This is a genomic window from Ruegeria sp. D6 (genome assembly GCF_056534365.1).
In genome coordinates, this window is the sequence record NZ_JBQFPH010000005.1 from 26,069 (window position 1) to 42,259 (window position 16,191).

At 57.5% G+C, this 16,191-nt stretch carries 16 protein-coding genes; 4 read left to right on the forward strand and 12 right to left on the reverse strand.

What is annotated here, in order from left to right; translation table 11 throughout:
- The 3 genes from ACR0A1_RS16110 to ACR0A1_RS16120 all read right to left on the reverse strand — a co-directional run bounded on the left by ACR0A1_RS16110 (position 1) and on the right by ACR0A1_RS16120 (position 2,879).
- Positions 1 to 459, reverse strand: coding sequence for a FixH family protein (locus ACR0A1_RS16110; RefSeq protein ID WP_170406514.1), 459 nt, complete (start codon positions 457 to 459; stop codon positions 1 to 3).
- 2 nt (positions 460 to 461) lie between these two features.
- On the reverse strand, positions 462 to 1,889 hold the full coding sequence (ccoG, locus tag ACR0A1_RS16115; protein WP_170398610.1) for a cytochrome c oxidase accessory protein CcoG: 1,428 nt from the start codon (positions 1,887 to 1,889) through the stop codon (positions 462 to 464).
- 111 nt (positions 1,890 to 2,000) lie between these two features.
- Positions 2,001 to 2,879 carry a LysR family transcriptional regulator gene (locus ACR0A1_RS16120; RefSeq protein WP_170562453.1) on the reverse strand — a complete coding sequence of 293 codons (879 nt, stop codon included), beginning with the start codon at positions 2,877 to 2,879 and terminating at the stop codon, positions 2,001 to 2,003.
- A 101-nt stretch (positions 2,880 to 2,980) separates the two neighbouring features.
- Between ACR0A1_RS16120 and ACR0A1_RS16125 the strand changes: the two genes are divergently transcribed.
- A complete protein-coding gene (locus ACR0A1_RS16125; protein WP_170398617.1) occupies positions 2,981 to 3,139 on the forward strand; it encodes a hypothetical protein in 159 nt (52 codons plus the stop codon).
- 151 nt (positions 3,140 to 3,290) lie between these two features.
- Here the strand turns inward: ACR0A1_RS16125 and ccoP are convergent, their stop codons facing one another.
- Genes ccoP through ccoN form a run of 4 tightly spaced genes read right to left on the reverse strand, consistent with a single transcriptional unit; the run spans position 3,291 to position 6,725 of the window.
- Positions 3,291 to 4,154 (reverse strand): cytochrome-c oxidase, cbb3-type subunit III, encoded by an 864-nt coding sequence (ccoP, locus tag ACR0A1_RS16130; protein WP_170398621.1) that lies wholly within the window; start codon positions 4,152 to 4,154, stop codon positions 3,291 to 3,293.
- Complete coding sequence (locus ACR0A1_RS16135) at positions 4,151 to 4,363, reverse strand: cbb3-type cytochrome c oxidase subunit 3 (RefSeq protein WP_170398624.1); 213 nt, start codon at positions 4,361 to 4,363, stop codon at positions 4,151 to 4,153. Before ACR0A1_RS16135 ends, ccoP begins: the two co-directional genes overlap by 4 nt.
- An 11-nt stretch (positions 4,364 to 4,374) precedes the next feature.
- The gene (gene ccoO / locus ACR0A1_RS16140; RefSeq protein WP_170398627.1) at positions 4,375 to 5,103 is read right to left on the reverse strand and encodes a cytochrome-c oxidase, cbb3-type subunit II; all 729 of its coding nucleotides are present in this window, start codon (positions 5,101 to 5,103) and stop codon (positions 4,375 to 4,377) included.
- 14 nt (positions 5,104 to 5,117) lie between these two features.
- Positions 5,118 to 6,725 carry a cytochrome-c oxidase, cbb3-type subunit I gene (gene ccoN / locus ACR0A1_RS16145; protein WP_480868353.1) on the reverse strand — a complete coding sequence of 536 codons (1,608 nt, stop codon included), beginning with the start codon at positions 6,723 to 6,725 and terminating at the stop codon, positions 5,118 to 5,120.
- Between the two features lie 192 nt (positions 6,726 to 6,917).
- On the opposite strand from ccoN, the gene ACR0A1_RS16150 reads away from it, so the two are divergent.
- The gene (locus ACR0A1_RS16150) at positions 6,918 to 7,757 is read left to right on the forward strand and encodes a universal stress protein (RefSeq protein ID WP_170398633.1); all 840 of its coding nucleotides are present in this window, start codon (positions 6,918 to 6,920) and stop codon (positions 7,755 to 7,757) included.
- Positions 7,758 to 7,799: 42 nt separating this feature from the next.
- On the opposite strand, the gene ACR0A1_RS16155 is transcribed toward ACR0A1_RS16150, so the two are convergent.
- Positions 7,800 to 8,030: a GlsB/YeaQ/YmgE family stress response membrane protein gene (locus ACR0A1_RS16155; protein ID WP_480868356.1), complete on the reverse strand. Its 231-nt coding sequence runs from the start codon at positions 8,028 to 8,030 to the stop codon at positions 7,800 to 7,802.
- A 63-nt stretch (positions 8,031 to 8,093) separates the two neighbouring features.
- The gene (gene fnrL, locus ACR0A1_RS16160) at positions 8,094 to 8,837 is read right to left on the reverse strand and encodes a transcriptional regulator FnrL (RefSeq protein ID WP_170406526.1); all 744 of its coding nucleotides are present in this window, start codon (positions 8,835 to 8,837) and stop codon (positions 8,094 to 8,096) included.
- Between the two features lie 61 nt (positions 8,838 to 8,898).
- On the opposite strand from fnrL, the gene hemN reads away from it, so the two are divergent.
- Positions 8,899 to 10,254, forward strand: a complete 1,356-nt coding sequence (hemN, locus tag ACR0A1_RS16165) for an oxygen-independent coproporphyrinogen III oxidase (protein WP_170398643.1) — start codon at positions 8,899 to 8,901, stop codon at positions 10,252 to 10,254.
- 213 nt (positions 10,255 to 10,467) lie between these two features.
- Positions 10,468 to 12,393, forward strand: coding sequence for an elongation factor G (locus ACR0A1_RS16170; RefSeq protein WP_480868358.1), 1,926 nt, complete (start codon positions 10,468 to 10,470; stop codon positions 12,391 to 12,393).
- A gap of 22 nt (positions 12,394 to 12,415) precedes the next feature.
- Here the strand turns inward: ACR0A1_RS16170 and ACR0A1_RS16175 are convergent, their stop codons facing one another.
- Genes ACR0A1_RS16175 through ACR0A1_RS16185 form a run of 3 tightly spaced genes read right to left on the reverse strand, consistent with a single transcriptional unit; the run spans position 12,416 to position 16,191 of the window.
- The gene (locus tag ACR0A1_RS16175; protein ID WP_170425759.1) at positions 12,416 to 13,993 is read right to left on the reverse strand and encodes an ABC transporter ATP-binding protein; all 1,578 of its coding nucleotides are present in this window, start codon (positions 13,991 to 13,993) and stop codon (positions 12,416 to 12,418) included.
- Complete coding sequence (locus tag ACR0A1_RS16180) at positions 13,990 to 15,096, reverse strand: ABC transporter permease (RefSeq protein WP_170398652.1); 1,107 nt, start codon at positions 15,094 to 15,096, stop codon at positions 13,990 to 13,992. The genes ACR0A1_RS16175 and ACR0A1_RS16180 overlap by 4 nt, the downstream gene beginning before the upstream one ends.
- The gene (locus ACR0A1_RS16185) at positions 15,097 to 16,191 is read right to left on the reverse strand and encodes a microcin C ABC transporter permease YejB (RefSeq protein ID WP_170398655.1); all 1,095 of its coding nucleotides are present in this window, start codon (positions 16,189 to 16,191) and stop codon (positions 15,097 to 15,099) included.

Sequence of the window (16,191 nt, forward strand, 5' to 3'; positions counted from 1 at the left end):
CTAACCTTTCACATACAGGGGCACACGTTGCGCGAACTCGGCACCATCTTTTGCTTTGGCCACAAGGCGAATGTTCCAGTTCCCTTCGCCCAGGGCAGCCGGAGCGGCATAGGCGATGCCATCAAAAGTAAAGTCCGGCGAGAAGTCTTCCTTCACATGGGTGGCGCGCCCCACCACGGCCTGCAGATCTGCCACTTCAACAGGGGAACCGGTCTGATCGGTTATGTATAGCACCAGCAGCCCTCCGGTCAGCTCTGCCTTGATGTTCCAACCCAGGGCCTGCTGTTCCTTCAAACGTTCATTGAACTCCTGGCTGGCTACATAGGAGTTCTTCACCTCAAGCCCCGGAAAGGTCTTGATTGCACTATAAGCCAAGACGAGGTTCACCGTGATGATCACGCCAAAGGCCGCGACAAATACCGCCAATGCGTGTTTGCCTGTGAATTGACGTTCTGCCATTCTCAGCTTCCTCGTCCGTTGAAACTGGTATCCTTGTAGGCCCGCTCACCACTTTCCAGATCTTCGACCCAGATGCGAACCGATGTGCTGTCAGCCGCTGCAGGGGCAGTACCCTGCGGAGCGGTGATATAGACGCGGGTCAATTGTGCCGTATCTGCAGTGACATTAACAGTCTCGCCTTCAACACCTTCGATTTCAATCTGCAGCGATGGATCGCCCGCAATCGTCAGTTTGAATGGCCGATCCTCGCCATGTTTGTTGCGCAGGCGTACATCATAGGTGTTACGGATCGTGCCATCTGAAAGGGTAACGAAAGTCGGGTTCCGCACCGGCGCAACCGTCAAATCGATATCCGAACGAATGAACAGCGCAAAGAGCAATGCAAATCCGACCAGTGACCATAGCGCCGTGTAGAGGATCGTGCGCGGACGCAGGATGTGTTTCCAAACGTTTTTGGGTGGCTGACCTTCGCGTTCGCGGGCCTCATCACTCAGCGCCATGTAATCGATCAGACCACGGGGCTTGCCTATCTTGGCCATCATGTCATCGCAGGCGTCGATGCAAAGCGCACACGTAATGCATTCCAGTTGCTGACCGTCTCGGATGTCGATCCCTACCGGGCAGACATTGACGCAAGCCATACAATCGATGCAATCGCCCAGCTCGCTGTCAGCCGTACGTTTGCCTTTGCCGCGTGGTTCACCCCTCCATTCGCGATATCCGACGACCAGGGTATCCTCATCCATCATCGCGGCCTGAATGCGCGGCCATGGGCAGGCATAGATGCAGATTTGTTCGCGTGCAAAGCCACCGAAGAAAAATGTGGTGCCGGTCAGAATCAGCATCGTCGTATAGGCCACTGGATGCGCGTTTCCGGTGACCAGATCACGCGCCAGAGTTGGTGCATCCGCAAAATAGAAAACCCAGGCGCCACCGGTTGCGAGCCCGATGAAGAACCAAGCGACCCACTTGGTCAGGCGCAGCCGCGCCTTGCGGAAATCTAACTTTTTCTGCCTGTGCAGACGCAGGCGCGCATTACGGTCGCCCTCGATCCAGCGCTCGACAAGGATATACAGGTCCGTCCAAACCGTCTGCGGGCAGGCATATCCGCACCAGACCCGCCCAAGCGCCGAGGTGAACAGGAACAGACCCAATCCTGCCATGATCAGCAGCCCAGCGACAAAATAGAACTCGTGCGGCCAAATCTCGATCCAGAAGAAATAGAATCGGCGGTTCGCCAGATCCAGAAGAACGGCCTGATCCGGAAGGCTTGGCCCGCGATCCCACCTGATCCAAGGCGTCACATAGTAAATGCCCAGCGTCACCGCCATGATGATCCATTTCAAATTGCGAAACGGGCCGGACACACGTCTCGGGAAAATCGGCTCTCTGGCGGCGTAGAGACTGGGGGTGGGATTGGAATCGCTCACAGGCTGGCTCCGCAACTGGCTATTCTGAGTGTGTGTTCTTCCAGATCACGAGGCAAGGGACTTTGACATGGGTCAAAACGCGCATCGTGCAGACACCTTTAGACGCGTGAGTTACTGCTGGCTTCGCGCTTCGCGCCTCAGCCAGTTGATGAAGATTTTCACGGATCTCCTAAGGGCTTGTTTTTGCGTAACTATATGATACCCGCGCGTATCCGGCTCGGCGAAGAGTTCGACGACGCGGCCCGCATTGATGTCCGCTTCGACGAATTGTCGCACAGTGACGGTGACCCCTTGCCCAGACCGCAAACCATCCAGCAGCAGGTTACCGGGAAGCTGCGTACGCCCCGCGCCGCGTTCGGGTCCGACACCTCGCTCAGTCAGCCATTTTGTCCCCTCAGTCGTGCCAATTTCCTCAAGCCACGGCAACTGCGCAAGTTCTGCCGGGGACCAATCGGTCTTGTTACCCAATAGTGTGGGTGAGGCGACGATGACCATCGGCGTCTGCAACAACATCTCACACTCCACCCCCGGCCAACCGCCGGCGCCATAACGGATCGCTACATCCACGCCACCCGGTTGCAGCTCGACCACCTCAAAGGTTGGATCTAGGATCAGGTTTACGTCGGGATGCGTCGCGCGGAAACTCGGCAGTCGCGGCATCAGCCAAGATGCAGCGAAGGAAGACGTCAGCGACACATGAACCGGGCGGTCCTGAGCCGAGCGAGCCAGATCACCCACAGCAGCCTCGATCGCACCAAATCCAAGCTGAAGGGCACGGGCCAGATGCTCACCTTCCGCGGTAAGTGTCAGCGCTTTGCCCGTTCGGTCAAGCAGAGCCGCGCCCAGATGTTTCTCGAGCGCGCGAAGCTGCTGGCTGATTGCAGCGTGGCTAACATTGAGCGCAGCACCGGCCTCGACAACACTTCGCTTCTCAGCGAAGGCTGCAAAGGCCCTGAGAGAGGCCAACGGCGGCAGTGATAGCCAGTCCATATGTAAACCTTACTTACACATTGAAATGGTAATTGAGTCGCATTCGGCGTGCGAAAGGTCAATCTTAAAGCTCAGAAACAACTCTGCACAGGAGGGAAACCATGCTGACCGTATTCGCCAGATCTTTTTTGAACGCGACACGCATCAATACGCCTCACATCTACGATGCGCCAAAGCCGGGCCGTCGCAAGCGGCGCTGGCTGCCCGAACATCATTGGTGGAGAGAAAACCCGCGCGATGTAAATCTGAACGATCTTTGATACTGGTTTGAATGCCGTATCTGGACCGGCAGAGATTACAGCCCTATTGTTTGAAAATCGGCACCGGCTGTTCTGGAAACGCGCGAACAGATGGAACAGCCGGTGCCTAGACCTTCGGGCGGGAGACCGCCCGGAGGTGTTCTTTTAACCCTTACTGACCGCCACCCAACTGGTGGACATAGGCCGTGACAGCGCGAATCTGCGCGTCGGTCAGGCGATTCTCCCACGGGGGCATCACACCAAAGCGGCTGTAGGTGACCGTCTCGGTCAGGGCCTCTTGGCTGCCGCCGTAAAGCCAGATCGCATCGGTCAGATTCGGCGCACCCTGGGAAACGTCGCCTTTGCCGTCATCACCGTGGCAAGCCGCGCAGTTGTCTTCGAACACAACCTTGCCTGCCTGCGCCGCCGCGTCATCGGTCTGGGCGTTAGTCAGGGACATGACGTATTGAACCACTTGAGTGATCTCATCTTTTTCGAGGATCTCACCAAAGGCCGGCATCTCGGAATAGCGCGCGTCGTCGCTTTCCTCGTTCCGGATGCCATAGGCGATGGTGTACTCGATATCCTCAAGCGAGCCGCCCCACAGCCAGGCGTCATCCAGCAGGTTCGGGAAACCCGGCGCACCCTGCGCGCCCGATCCGTGGCACTGCGCGCACCAGGTTCGGAACACAGCGCCACCAGAGTTAACTGCGTATTGTTGCAGCTCCGCGTCGGCCGAGATTTCTTCCAGCGGTGTTTCCACCAACTTGGCATTCCACGGCGCATTCGCTTCTTCGAACGCGACCATTTCCTGCTGTACCAGCTCGCGCGAGGACCAACCCAGCACACCGGCGGTTGCCGATTGAACCAAGGGCCATGCGGGGTACATGATCGTGTAGATCACGCCCCAAATGATGGTCGCGTAAAAGGTCCAAAGCCACCAGCGTGGCATCGGATTATCGAATTCCTCGATTCCGTCCCAGCTGTGACCCGTGGTGTTAGGATCGCCCGGCTGTTTTTCAGGTGTCTTACTCATTGCCGCGCCTCCTTGGATGTGGCGGGTTTGTCGTCGCCCCGACGGGGCGCTGGGGCATCAGCGTGCCGGAACGGGATGTTGGCGGTGTCCTTGTATTCCTTGCTGGCACCAGGGCGGAAAACCCAGATGATGATGCCAATAAAAAACGAGAACAGGAGCAGCAACATCCAGCTATCCGCGAACTGCCTTAGAATTGTGTATAGTTCCATCACACCCTCCTTTAACGGCTTGCGTCCGGGGTGAAGGTCGAGAAATCGACCAGCGTGCCCAGCATCTGGAGGTAAGCAACCAACGCATCCATTTCAGTCAGCTCGGGCTGACCGTCAAAGTTACGCACATTGACCTTGTCGCCATAGCGTTCCAACAATCCATCATAATCGCTGTCCGGATCGGCCTGCGCCCGAAAATCGGCCTGCGCCTGTTCAAGCATCTCGTCGGTATACGGGGTGCCGACCACGGCATTTGCCGCCATGATGTCACCGATATACTTGCCGTCTAGCTTGCGATCCTCAAGGAAGCCGTATTTCGGCATCACCGATTCCGGCACCACCGATTGTGGATCGCGCAGGTGGTCCACCTGCCATTGATCCGAATACCGGCCACCGACGCGGGCAATATCCGGCCCGGTGCGTTTGGACCCCCATTGGAACGGATGATCATACATGGATTCAGCCGCCAGCGAGTAGTGGCCATAACGTTCAACCTCATCCCGCATCGGGCGGATCATCTGGCTGTGGCAAACATAGCAGCCTTCGCGCAGATAAACCTCACGCCCCGCCAGTTCGAGAGGGGTGTAAGGGCGCATACCCTCCACCTTCTCGATGGTGTTCTCAAGATAGAACAGGGGCGCGATCTGTACGATGCCACCGATGGTCACGACCAGAAAGCTGAAGATCAGCAGGAGGGTCGCGTTGGTCTCGAGGATCTTGTGTTTGTCGAGAATTGCCATTGCTCCGGCCCTCCTTATTCAGCCGGGACCGCGACGGTCAGGCTGGCCTCTTTGGCCGGCGCTTTCCGTACAGTCATCCAAAGGTTGTAGCACATGATTAGCGAGCCAGCGACGAACATCACGCCACCCAGCGCACGCACCACATACATCGGGAACTTCGCGGCAACGGTGTCAGCGAACGAATTCACCAAGAAGCCATTGGCGTCCACTTCACGCCACATCAGGCCTTCCATGATACCGGTGACCCACATCGACGCCGCGTAGAGAACGATGCCAATGGTGGCGAGCCAAAAGTGCCAGCTGACCAGCTGCAGCGAGTACAGACGCTCACGCTTCCACAGAACAGGGACTAGGAAGTAAAGAGCACCAAAGGTGATCATACCGTTCCAGCCCAGCGCGCCCGAATGTACGTGACCGATAGTCCAGTCGGTATAGTGGCTGAGGCTGTTCACAGCGCGGATCGACATCATCGGACCCTCGAACGTGGACATGCCGTAAAAGCCGACCGAAATCACCATCATCCGGATCACTGGGTCAGTGCGTAGTTTGTCCCATGCACCCGACAGGGTCATCAGACCGTTTATCATACCACCCCACGAAGGCATCCATAGGATCACCGAGAATACCATGCCAAGGGTCGAGGCCCAATCAGGCAGCGCGGTATAGTGCAGGTGGTGCGGGCCGGCCCAGATATACAGGAAGATCAGCGCCCAGAAGTGGATGATCGACAGCTTGTAGCTGAATACTGGACGCTCAGCCTGTTTCGGGATGAAGTAGTACATCATACCCAGGAAACCGGCAGTCAGGAAGAAGCCCACGGCGTTGTGGCCATACCACCACTGGATCATGGCATCCTGAACACCAGACCAGACGATGACCGATTTCGATCCCCAGATGCTGACCGGGATGGTCATGTTGTTGACCAGGTGCAGCATGGCGACAGTCACGATAAAGGCCAGATAGAACCAGTTTGCCACGTAGATGTGCGGCTCTTTCCGCTTGATGATCGTGCCCAGATAAACAGCCAGGTAGGCAACCCAGACAACGGTCAGCCACAGGTCAACGTACCATTCAGGTTCGGCATATTCTTTCGATTGCGTTCCACCAAGTATATAACCGGTTGCCGCAAGCACGATGAACAGCTGATAGCCCCAGAACACGAACCATGCCAGGTTTCCACCCCAAAGTCGCGCAGCGCTGGTGCGCTGTACGACATAGAACGAAGTTGCGATCAACGCGTTACCGCCAAAGGCAAAGATAACCGCCGATGTATGTAACGGCCGCAAACGCCCGAAATTAAGATAGCCCTGCGCCCATTCGAAGTTCAGCGCCGGAAAGGCTAGCTGGAACGCAATAAAAGTCCCCGCCAGGAACCCGACTACCCCCCAGAATGCGGTTGCGATCACGCCGTAGCGGATCACGTCATCCATATACTCACCAGAGCGGTCGACGAGGATATCTGGCTCTTCCGTGTTTCTAAGCGTCCAGATGAACAGACCGCCGGCGATCAACATCACCAGAATCGCGTGCACCTGATACGCCAAATCCCGTGCGTAGCTAGAGCCGATGGCTGCGAACAGCACCACCAGCCCAAGCACGATCAGCTTGATGTAATTTGACATATTGCGTCCCTTTGCCATGCCTCGCGCGATTCTTCGTGTCACGCGAAACCTTTTTGACTGCATGCTGTAATGCAGCGAGGTCGCCTTTGACGCTTTGATCTGCATCAAGACAAGCCCCTGTTTTCTGTGAGAGGTATTTTGCAGAAACAGACACGCGCTGGCAACGGACAGCGCCGGAAACATGAGGTCGACATGGCATTTAAATCTCTTCTTACGGTCATGACGGAAACCAAGCTTTCTCAGAACGCACTGGCACAAATGGTGGCATTGGCAGAAGGGCAGGACGCCCATGTCGAAGCGTTGTGTCTTGGCGTCGATCGCAGTCAGACCGGTTATTATTATGCCGGTGCAAACGCTTTGATCCTGCAGGAGACCCTGAGCCGTGCCAATGCCGAGGCGGACGAGATACTCGCCTACGCTCAGGATTATCTGGGTAAGTCGGGCGTGCGCTGGTCCGCTGAAAACGGGGTAGCTCAGATCGCTGATCTCGGGCGACATGTCGCACGTCGCGCGCGCTTTTCGGATCTCGTGGTATTGCCGCGACCTTATGGAAAAGACCGCGACGCAGAAGCTGAACCCATCGTCGAGGCCGCCATGTTCGAAGGCCATTCGCCGGTGCTGTTAGTGCCCGATGATAACAAACCGATTTCGGCCCCAAAAACCGTCATGGTGGGCTGGAACGAAAGCGTCGAAGCGATGCGCGCCATCCGTCGCGCGTTGCCATTCTTGAAGCAGGCCGAACTCACACGGATTGTTGTGATTGATCCACCGCGTCATGGGCCGGATCGATCGGACCCGGGCGGTCTGCTATCTCAGATGCTGGCACGACATGGGGTGAAGTGCGAAATCGACGTGCTCAGCAAGACCATGACGCGCGTCTCAGACATCCTCAATCGCCACGCTGCCGATACCGAGGCCGATATGATCGTTATGGGGGCCTATGGCCATTCGCGCTTTCGCGAGGCCATTTTGGGCGGTGCGACCCGCAATATGCTGGAGCAATCAGAAATCCCCGTGTTTCTGGCTCACTAACGACGCCAACAAACGCAAAAGCCGTCCGTCTCTGGTGCGGCTTTATGTCTTGCGGCTCAGGCCGATCAGGAACAGCAGGATCACCGCGCCGATAGTGGCAAAGAAGATCGAAGAGATGAGCCCTCCGCCAACCGCAAAGCCCAGGGCGGGAAAGATCGTACCCGCCAGAAACGCACCGACAATCCCGACTATAATATTCCCGATCAGGCCGAACCCACGCCCTTCCATGATTTTCCCCGACAGCCAGCCAGCTATCGCGCCGATGAACAGCATGGCGAGTAAACCGCTAAATTCCTTAAGGGACTCCCAATTGTTCGAGGGCGGCGGGCTGAGGCATCAGACCAGAAATCCGCCATCGGTATCGTCGCCCGCCTCTTCCATTAGGCGCCCCATATCGGGGATTGTTACATGGCGTTTACCTTCCAGAGTAATGACCTGATCTTTCTTCAAGGCGGAAATCTGCCGGCTGACAGTTTCCAGGGTCAGCCCAAGATAGTCGGCCATCGCCTCGCGCGTCAGTGGCAGGTCAAAGACAATCGGAGCTACCATTCCGGCTTGATGAATCGATGCGTCCCGGCGCGCGATGATCGAAAGCAGGCTGGCAATCTTTTCCCGCGCCGTCTTGCGCCCAAGCACCAGCATCCACTCACGGGCCGCATCCAATTCGTCCAACGTCATTTCCAGCAGGCGCTGCGAGATGTGCGGCGTTGTGATCATCATGTCTTCGAACGGCTTTTTGCGGAAACAGCACATCATCAGATCGGTGGTTGCAACCACGTCGTATGGCGCGTTGTCCCGTCCGGGGCGACCCACGAAATCGCTGGGCAGCAGCAGGCCGACCATTTGCCTGCGCCCATCCTCCATCGTCTGTGTCAAAGACGCGATTCCCGACACGACCGAGCCGACAAAATTCATCGGATCGCCGGACCAGATGATCGTCTGCCCCGCCTCAAAGCTGCGGTAGTACTTGATGTTCTCAAGCTCTTCCAGCTCGTCCTTTTCGCAATGCGCGCACACCGCACGATGCCGGATCGGGCATTCTGCGCAATTGGTGTGGTCGAATTGGGCCTTGAGTGTCATTCGCGCTTCCATTTGATTTCGGTCAAAGTACCCTGGGCCCTCCAGCTATAGTCATATCTTTATGACACTGAAACCTCAACTGGCACGGCTTGGACTTTTTGACGCGAAAGTACCGCGTTACACAAGCTATCCCACCGCACCCCACTTCAGCAATGACGTCGGGGCTGATCTGTTTAGCGACTGGATTTCCGGGATTGCTCCGGGCAGTTCAATCTCGCTTTACATCCACGTACCCTTCTGCCGTCGGCTGTGCTGGTTTTGCGCCTGCCGGACACAAGGCACCCAGACGGATAACCCGGTCATCGCCTATGTCGACGTGCTAAAGGCCGAGCTGGATTTGCTGGCGGCACGCCTGCCAGAGGGTGTTACATTGTCGCGGCTGCACTGGGGCGGCGGCACGCCGACGCTGTTGAATGCAGACCTGATGCGGGATCTGGCCGCGCGAATCCTTGAGATTGTGCCTTTAGGCCCAGACGCCGAGTTTTCCGTCGAGATCGATCCAAATGAGATCGACGAAGCCCGGCTGGATGCACTGGCCGAAGCCGGGATGAACCGCGCATCGATCGGTGTTCAGGATTTTGACGACGAAATCCAGAAAACCATCGGTCGCATTCAAAGCTATGACACCACCCGCGAAGCAGCCGAGATGATCCGAGCGCGTGGTATATCCAGCCTGAATGCGGACATCCTTTATGGCCTGCCCCACCAGACCAAGGCGCGCATGACCGAAAGTGTGCAAAAGCTGTTGTCGCTGAACCCTGACCGGGTCGCACTCTATGGCTACGCGCATGTGCCGTGGATGGCCAAGCGCCAGCAGTTGATTCCATCAGATGCCCTGCCCACACCGGAACAGCGACTGGAACTTTTTGAAACCGCCCGGCGACTGTTCCTATGGGACAATTATGCCGAGATCGGGATTGACCACTTCGCGACGCAGGACGATGGGCTGACCCATGCGCTGCGCGCTGGACGATTGAAACGGAATTTCCAAGGCTACACGGACGATCAGGCCCCAATCCTGATTGGCTTGGGTGCCAGCTCGATCTCACGCTTCCCGCAAGGATATGCGCAGAACGCACCGGCAACCTCGGCTCACACGAAGGCCATTCGCGAAGGGCGGTTCTCGACGTCGCGCGGGCATTTGTTCAAAGGTCAGGATGTTCTACGGTCGCGTCTGATCGAAGCATTGATGTGCGATTTCCAAATCAACTCGGCCGAGATTCTGCGCGATTATGACATTTCAACTGCGGAACTGCAGCAAATGTACGCAACAGCAAACGCGGCCTTCGACGGGTTGCTACGCGTGGATGAAAACGGATTGTTCATACCGCCCGAAGCACGTGCGCTGACCCGCATGATCGCGCGCAGCTTTGACACGTATGATCTGAGTAAGGCTGGGCATAGTTCCGCGATCTGAACACTCTTCGGCAGGTCGTTTTTCGCGACCTTCCCTTACAAACCGGCACGGGGGCTTGACGCATGCCTTCGGTTTTCTCCACACTCAAGGGGTGGAGAGATCCACCTCTTCACAGCCTGAGGCAGGCAAACGCAGACAGTTCTTGCCGACGCGCATGCGTTCGACAGCCCTTTTCGTGCAGCCATACTGCAACCTGAAAGAGGGACAGCACTCATGCGCGTTTTCACCGTCCTCGGCCCCAGCCAATCGGGCAAATCCACCTTGGTCGAAGCGATCAGCCGCCTCGACGGGCGGCCCACCACATTCGATGTTGCCGGAACCGTGCATCTGCACGGTTTTTCTTATTTAAACGAACCGTGGTGCGCGGTGGACGTGGACGGAGGCGGCGATGCGCTAGCCTATGTCGGCCCGGCCATGGCGATCTCGGACGCAGCAGTTGTGGTTGTCCCACCCGATCCGGATGCCGCCGTTCTGTGTGCCCCGTATCTAAGGTTGGTCGAAGAGGCGGGCATTCCCTGCTTCTTGTTCATCAACCGCATGGACAGCCCCAATGGCCGCATCCGCGACATCGTTGCTGCGCTGCAGACCTATTGCACCCACCACATCGCTCTGCGGCAGGTGCCGATCCGGGACGGAGACACCATTATCGGCGCAGTCGATCTGATCTCGGAGCGCGCCTGGAAGTATCAGGAGGGGCAGCCCTCGGCCCTGATCGAGCTACCGCAATCAGCGGAAGACCGCGAACAGGAAGCACGCACCGAGTTGTTGGAGACCCTATCGGATTTCGATGACAATCTGCTGGAGCAACTGATTGAGGACAAACAGCCCCCAAGCGACGAGGTCTACGAGCTGGCCGCACAGGTCTTGCAGAACCATCAGCTTATCCCGGCCTGCCTCGGTGCCGCGAGCCATGGCAACGGTCTGACCCGTTTGATGAAAGCGCTGCGTCATGAAGCACCGGAATTCAACATTGCAGCTGACCGGGATGAGGCCGAAGAAAACGCACGTGCCATCGCAGGCTTTGCAGATGTGAAGAAGCATATCGGTAAGATCACCGTATTGCGTGGTCTGGGCGACGGTGTGAAAGCACATGAATCCCTTGGTGGCGAAACTGTGGGAAACCTGACAACCCTGGACGCCAAGACCCAAATCAGCGCGCTTGAGGCCGGGCAGATCGGCCTTGCTGTCAAATCCGACCACCTTAATCCTGGCTTTATCTATGACAGCGCGGCGGCAACGCCGTTGCCGGAATGGGCCTCATCCCATCCAGCCGCGCATCGTCAGGTCGTATCACCTGCGCATGAGCGAGACGACGTGCGCCTGTCGAATGCGTTGACCCGGCTGGTTGAGATCGACCCCGGCCTGCACCTGGAGCAAGACGAGCTGAGCGGTCATTCCATTCTGGGCTCACAAGGTCCGCAGCACATGCGCCGCGTGACCGCCAAACTCGCCGAGGATTTCGGCATCGAGATCGAGGCCGAGGCCGCCGGAACCGCCTATCGCGAAACCATTCGCACAAAGGTCGATCATCGCCATCGCCACCGCAAGCAATCCGGCGGTGCGGGGCAGTTTGCCGATGTGGTCATATCCATCGCTCCGCTGCCGCGCGGCTCGGGGTTCCAGTTCGAGGAAGTGGTGAAAGGTGGGGCCGTACCCCGGAATTACATTCCTTCGGTTGAACACGGGGCCAAGGACGCACTGGTCGAAGGCCCCGAAGGTTTCCCTGTGGTGGACGTTAAGGTGACGCTCAGCGACGGCAAGCACCATAACGTGGACAGTTCGGATTATGCCTTCCGCACCGCTGGCAAGAACGCGGTGCGTGAAGCGCTGCCCGAAGCGAAACCAGTCGTGCTGCAACCGATCCTGAACGCCGAGATCCATCTGCCGTCAACCTTCGTAGGCGATCTCGTTCCAACGATCAGCTCGCTGCAGGGACAAGTCCTAGGTTTCGAAGGCAACCCCAACGCCTCAGGCTGGGAAATCTTCAATGCGACACTCCCCGCCGTTGCGGAAGATGAACTGCACCGAACCCTCGCCAGTGCTACCCGCGGGACCGGTTGGGTCAAACTACAATTCGATCACTATGAAGAGCTACGCGGCCCCGTTCCCGCGTCAGCCAAAAACAAGGAAATAGCCTGACATCAAAGACGCGGGCTGCGTGTCAGCCCGCCGCCGCAATCAGCTCGCGGGTATAGTCGGTCTGAGCGTGTTCGAACAAATCTTCAGCAGCGCCCATCTCGACCACATCGCCGTTTCGCATGACGATGACGTTGTGGGACATCGCGCGCACGACCTTCAGATCGTGACTGATGAATAGGTAGGCCAGCCCGTACTTCCTTTGCAGCTCACGCAGCAGGTCAACGATCTGCACCTGCACGGTCATATCCAGCGCGCTTGTAGGCTCGTCCAGAACCAGCAGCTTGGGCCGCAACACCATGGCGCGGGCGATGGCGATCCGCTGGCGTTGCCCGCCGGAAAACTCATGCGGATAGCGGTCCATTGCAGAGGGGTCCAATCCGACCTCGTTCATCACTTCGGCCACCAGATCGCGCGGGGCGCGATGAGGATCGACCTTATGGATGGCCAGCCCCTCGGCGATGATCTGCATGCAAGTCATCCGCGGGCTGAGGCTGCCGAACGGATCCTGAAATACGATCTGCATGTCCTTGCGCAACCGCCGCAACTCGCGCGTTGACCAGCGGCGCACATTCTGGTCGCGGAAAGTGATCCCGCCCTCGGACGCGATCAGACGCATGATCGCCAGCGCCAGCGTCGTCTTGCCCGAGCCGCTCTCCCCCACGATCCCAAGTGTTTCCCCGGCACGGACGCTGAGGGTCGCGTCGTTTACGGCCTTCACATAGCCTACGGTCCGTTTCAGGAAACCGCGCTGGATCGGGAACCAGACTTTCAGGTGATCGGTGCGGGCTACCTCTTCGGCATCCGGGGCCACCGGGTCGGGGTGCCCGGACGGCTCGGCCTCCAGAAGCTTGCGAGTATAGGGGTGTTGCGGGTTGTCGAAAATCTCCGTTGTCACTCCGGCTTCGACAATTTCACCGTCCTTCATCACGCAAACCCGGTCGGCGATGCGGCGGACGATGCCAAGGTCATGGGTGATGAACAACATTCCCATGTTCTCGGACTTTTGCAGTTCGGCCAGCAACTCCAGAATCTGCGCCTGGATGGTGACGTCCAGCGCCGTTGTCGGCTCATCCGCGATCAAAATGTCCGGCTTGTTCGCCAACGCCATCGCGATCATCACGCGTTGACGCTGCCCGCCGGACAACTGGTGCGGATAGCTGTCCAGTCGTTCCTCGGGGTCTCGGATGCCGACCTTGGTCAGCAGTTCTACAATCCGTTCCCGCGCCTCATCGCCGGTAACGCCCTGATGCAGAGCCAGCGATTCCGCCATCTGTTTCTGGATCGTGTGCAATGGATTGAGCGAGGTCATCGGCTCCTGAAAGATGAAACTAATGTCGTTGCCGCGCACGTCCATCAACCTGTCTTCGGACGCGCCGATCATCTCTTGCCCTTCATAAGTGACCGAGCCTTCGACAATTGCGCTATCACCCAGCAGCGACACAGTGCTCAACGCCGTCACGGATTTGCCCGAGCCGGATTCGCCCACCAAAGCCACCGTTTCACCCCGGTCGACGGTAAAGGACACGCCTTTGACTGCCGCACTCACCTGCCCGTCCTGCCGGAACGAGACCTTGAGGTTGTTCACATCCAAAAGGCTCATGAGAAGGTCTTTCTGGGATCAAACGCATCGCGGACGCCTTCAAAAATGAAGACCAACAGCGACAGCATGATGGCAAAGGTGAAGAAGGCAGTGAAGGCCAGCCACGGTGCCTGAAGGTTCTGTTTCGCCTGCAAAGTCAACTCTCCAAGCGACGGGGCTGAAGACGGCAAACCGAAGCCAAGGAAGTCCAGCGAAGCCAGCCCACCGATGGTTCCGGTCACGATGAACGGCATGAAGGTCAGCGTGGCGACCATCGCATTAGGCAGCATGTGGCGAAACATGATCGTCATGTTACCCACGCCCAGCGCCCGCGCGGCACGGACATACTCCAAATTTCGTGCCCGCAGGAATTCAGCGCGCACGACGCCCACCAATCCGGTCCAACTGAACAGGATCATCAGAATCACCAAGAGCCAGAAACTTCGCCCAAGAATCGCGAACATGATGATAATGACATAAAGCGAGGGTGTCGCCGACCAGATCTCGATAATACGTTGGAAGATCAGATCCAGCCAACCGCCAAAGAATCCCTGAATGGCCCCGGCAAAAATGCCGATCAGACTGGCGACACCGGTGACCAATAAAGTGAACAGGATCGACAGGCGGAAGCCATAGATGACACGAGCCAGCACATCTCGCTTGGTGTCGTCAGTGCCGAGCAGATTCTGACCATTAGGCGGCAGCGGTGCAGCGCCCGGGCGGTCCACGCTGGTGTTGAAGGAATACGGGATTGGAGGCCAGATGGCCCAGCCTCGCTCAAACCCATCTGCTTCGAAAGTGCCCGCCTTGATTTCGTCGATGATACCTTCGGGGTCGTCGAAGCACTGATCCAATCCGCCGCTATCGATCAGGCACATGACCTCGGGGTCGCGATAGATCGCCTCGGTCTGGAAATCACCGCCGAACTCAGTCTCGGCGTAAAAGTTGAAGACTGGCGTGTAGATTTCACCCCGGTACTTTACCAGGATCGGTTTGTCGTTGGCGATGAACTCGGCAAACAGCGATAGGCCGAACAACACCGAGAAGATGATCAGCGACCAGAACGCCCTGCCATTGCGCCGGAAGTTGCGCCAACGGCGCTGATTGAGAGGGGAGAGTGCCATTTACCCCTCCCGCTTTTCGAAATCGATACGCGGGTCAACGAGCACATACATCAGATCGCTGATTATGCCGACGACCAGCCCCATCAGGCCAAATATGAAAAGCGTACCAAAAATCACCGGATAGTCGCGCGCCACTGCGGCCTCAAAGCCCAGACGCCCAAGACCATCGAGCGAGAAAATGGTCTCGATGATGATCGATCCACCGAAGAACACACCAATGAATACAGCAGGGAAACCTGCAATCACGATCAGCATCGCGTTGCGGAAGACATGACCATACAGCACCTTGCTTTCACTCAAACCCTTGGCGCGAGCGGTCATCACGTACTGCTTCTTGATCTCATCCAGAAACGAGTTCTTGGTCAGCAGCGTCAGCGTCGCAAAGGCCGAGATGGTCAGCGCGATTATCGGCAAAGCGATGTGCCAGAAATAGTCAGTAATCTTTCCAAACAGGCTGAGGCTGTCCCAGTTGTCCGAAGTCAAACCCCGTAGCGGGAAAATCTGCCAGTAAGAGCCACCGGCGAACAACACCAGCAGCAGAATGGCAAACAGGAAACCGGGGATAGCATAGGCCACGATGATCGCACCGCTGGTCCAAGTATCAAAGCTCGACCCGTCCTTGATCGCCTTGCGGATACCTAGCGGGATCGAGACCAGATAGGCGATCAGCGTCGACCACAGACCCAGCGAAATAGACACCGGCATCTTTTCCAGAACCAGATCAATCACACTGATCGAGCGGAAATAGCTCTCGCCAAAATCCAGCGTCAGGTAGTTGCCCATCATGCCCAGAAAGCGTTCCAGTGGCGGTTTGTCGAAGCCAAACTCTTTTTCCAGTTCAGCGATGAATTCGGGCGGAAGGCCACGCGCACCGACGTATTTGTCATCAAAGGCACCACCTGCGGGCTCGGCCCCGGCTCCGGCGTCGCCACCACCGGCGAACCCAGCAAAGACGTCGCCCTGCCCTTCGATCTGCGCGATGATCTGTTCAATGGGACCACCGGGCACGAACTGCACCAGCGTGAAGTTGACGATCATGATGCCCAGAAGAGTCGGAATGACCAGCAACAGGCGTCTTAGGATATAGGCGCCCAT

Coding starts and splice junctions, on each gene's coding strand:
- ACR0A1_RS16110 (WP_170406514.1), bottom strand. CDS start 459: ATGGCAGAACGTCAATTCACAGGCAAACACGCATTGGCGGTATTTGTC.
- ACR0A1_RS16120 (WP_170562453.1), bottom strand. CDS start 2,879: ATGGACTGGCTATCACTGCCGCCGTTGGCCTCTCTCAGGGCCTTTGCA.
- ACR0A1_RS16125 (WP_170398617.1), top strand. CDS start 2,981: ATGCTGACCGTATTCGCCAGATCTTTTTTGAACGCGACACGCATCAAT.
- ccoP (WP_170398621.1), bottom strand. CDS start 4,154: ATGAGTAAGACACCTGAAAAACAGCCGGGCGATCCTAACACCACGGGT.
- ACR0A1_RS16135 (WP_170398624.1), bottom strand. CDS start 4,363: ATGGAACTATACACAATTCTAAGGCAGTTCGCGGATAGCTGGATGTTG.
- ccoO (WP_170398627.1), bottom strand. CDS start 5,103: ATGGCAATTCTCGACAAACACAAGATCCTCGAGACCAACGCGACCCTC.
- ccoN (WP_480868353.1), bottom strand. CDS start 6,725: ATGTCAAATTACATCAAGCTGATCGTGCTTGGGCTGGTGGTGCTGTTC.
- ACR0A1_RS16150 (WP_170398633.1), top strand. CDS start 6,918: ATGGCATTTAAATCTCTTCTTACGGTCATGACGGAAACCAAGCTTTCT.
- ACR0A1_RS16155 (WP_480868356.1), bottom strand. CDS start 8,030: ATGCTGTTCATCGGCGCGATAGCTGGCTGGCTGTCGGGGAAAATCATG.
- fnrL (WP_170406526.1), bottom strand. CDS start 8,837: ATGACACTCAAGGCCCAATTCGACCACACCAATTGCGCAGAATGCCCG.
- hemN (WP_170398643.1), top strand. CDS start 8,899: ATGACACTGAAACCTCAACTGGCACGGCTTGGACTTTTTGACGCGAAA.
- ACR0A1_RS16170 (WP_480868358.1), top strand. CDS start 10,468: ATGCGCGTTTTCACCGTCCTCGGCCCCAGCCAATCGGGCAAATCCACC.
- ACR0A1_RS16175 (WP_170425759.1), bottom strand. CDS start 13,993: ATGAGCCTTTTGGATGTGAACAACCTCAAGGTCTCGTTCCGGCAGGAC.
- ACR0A1_RS16180 (WP_170398652.1), bottom strand. CDS start 15,096: ATGGCACTCTCCCCTCTCAATCAGCGCCGTTGGCGCAACTTCCGGCGC.
- ACR0A1_RS16185 (WP_170398655.1), bottom strand. CDS start 16,191: ATGGGCGCCTATATCCTAAGACGCCTGTTGCTGGTCATTCCGACTCTT.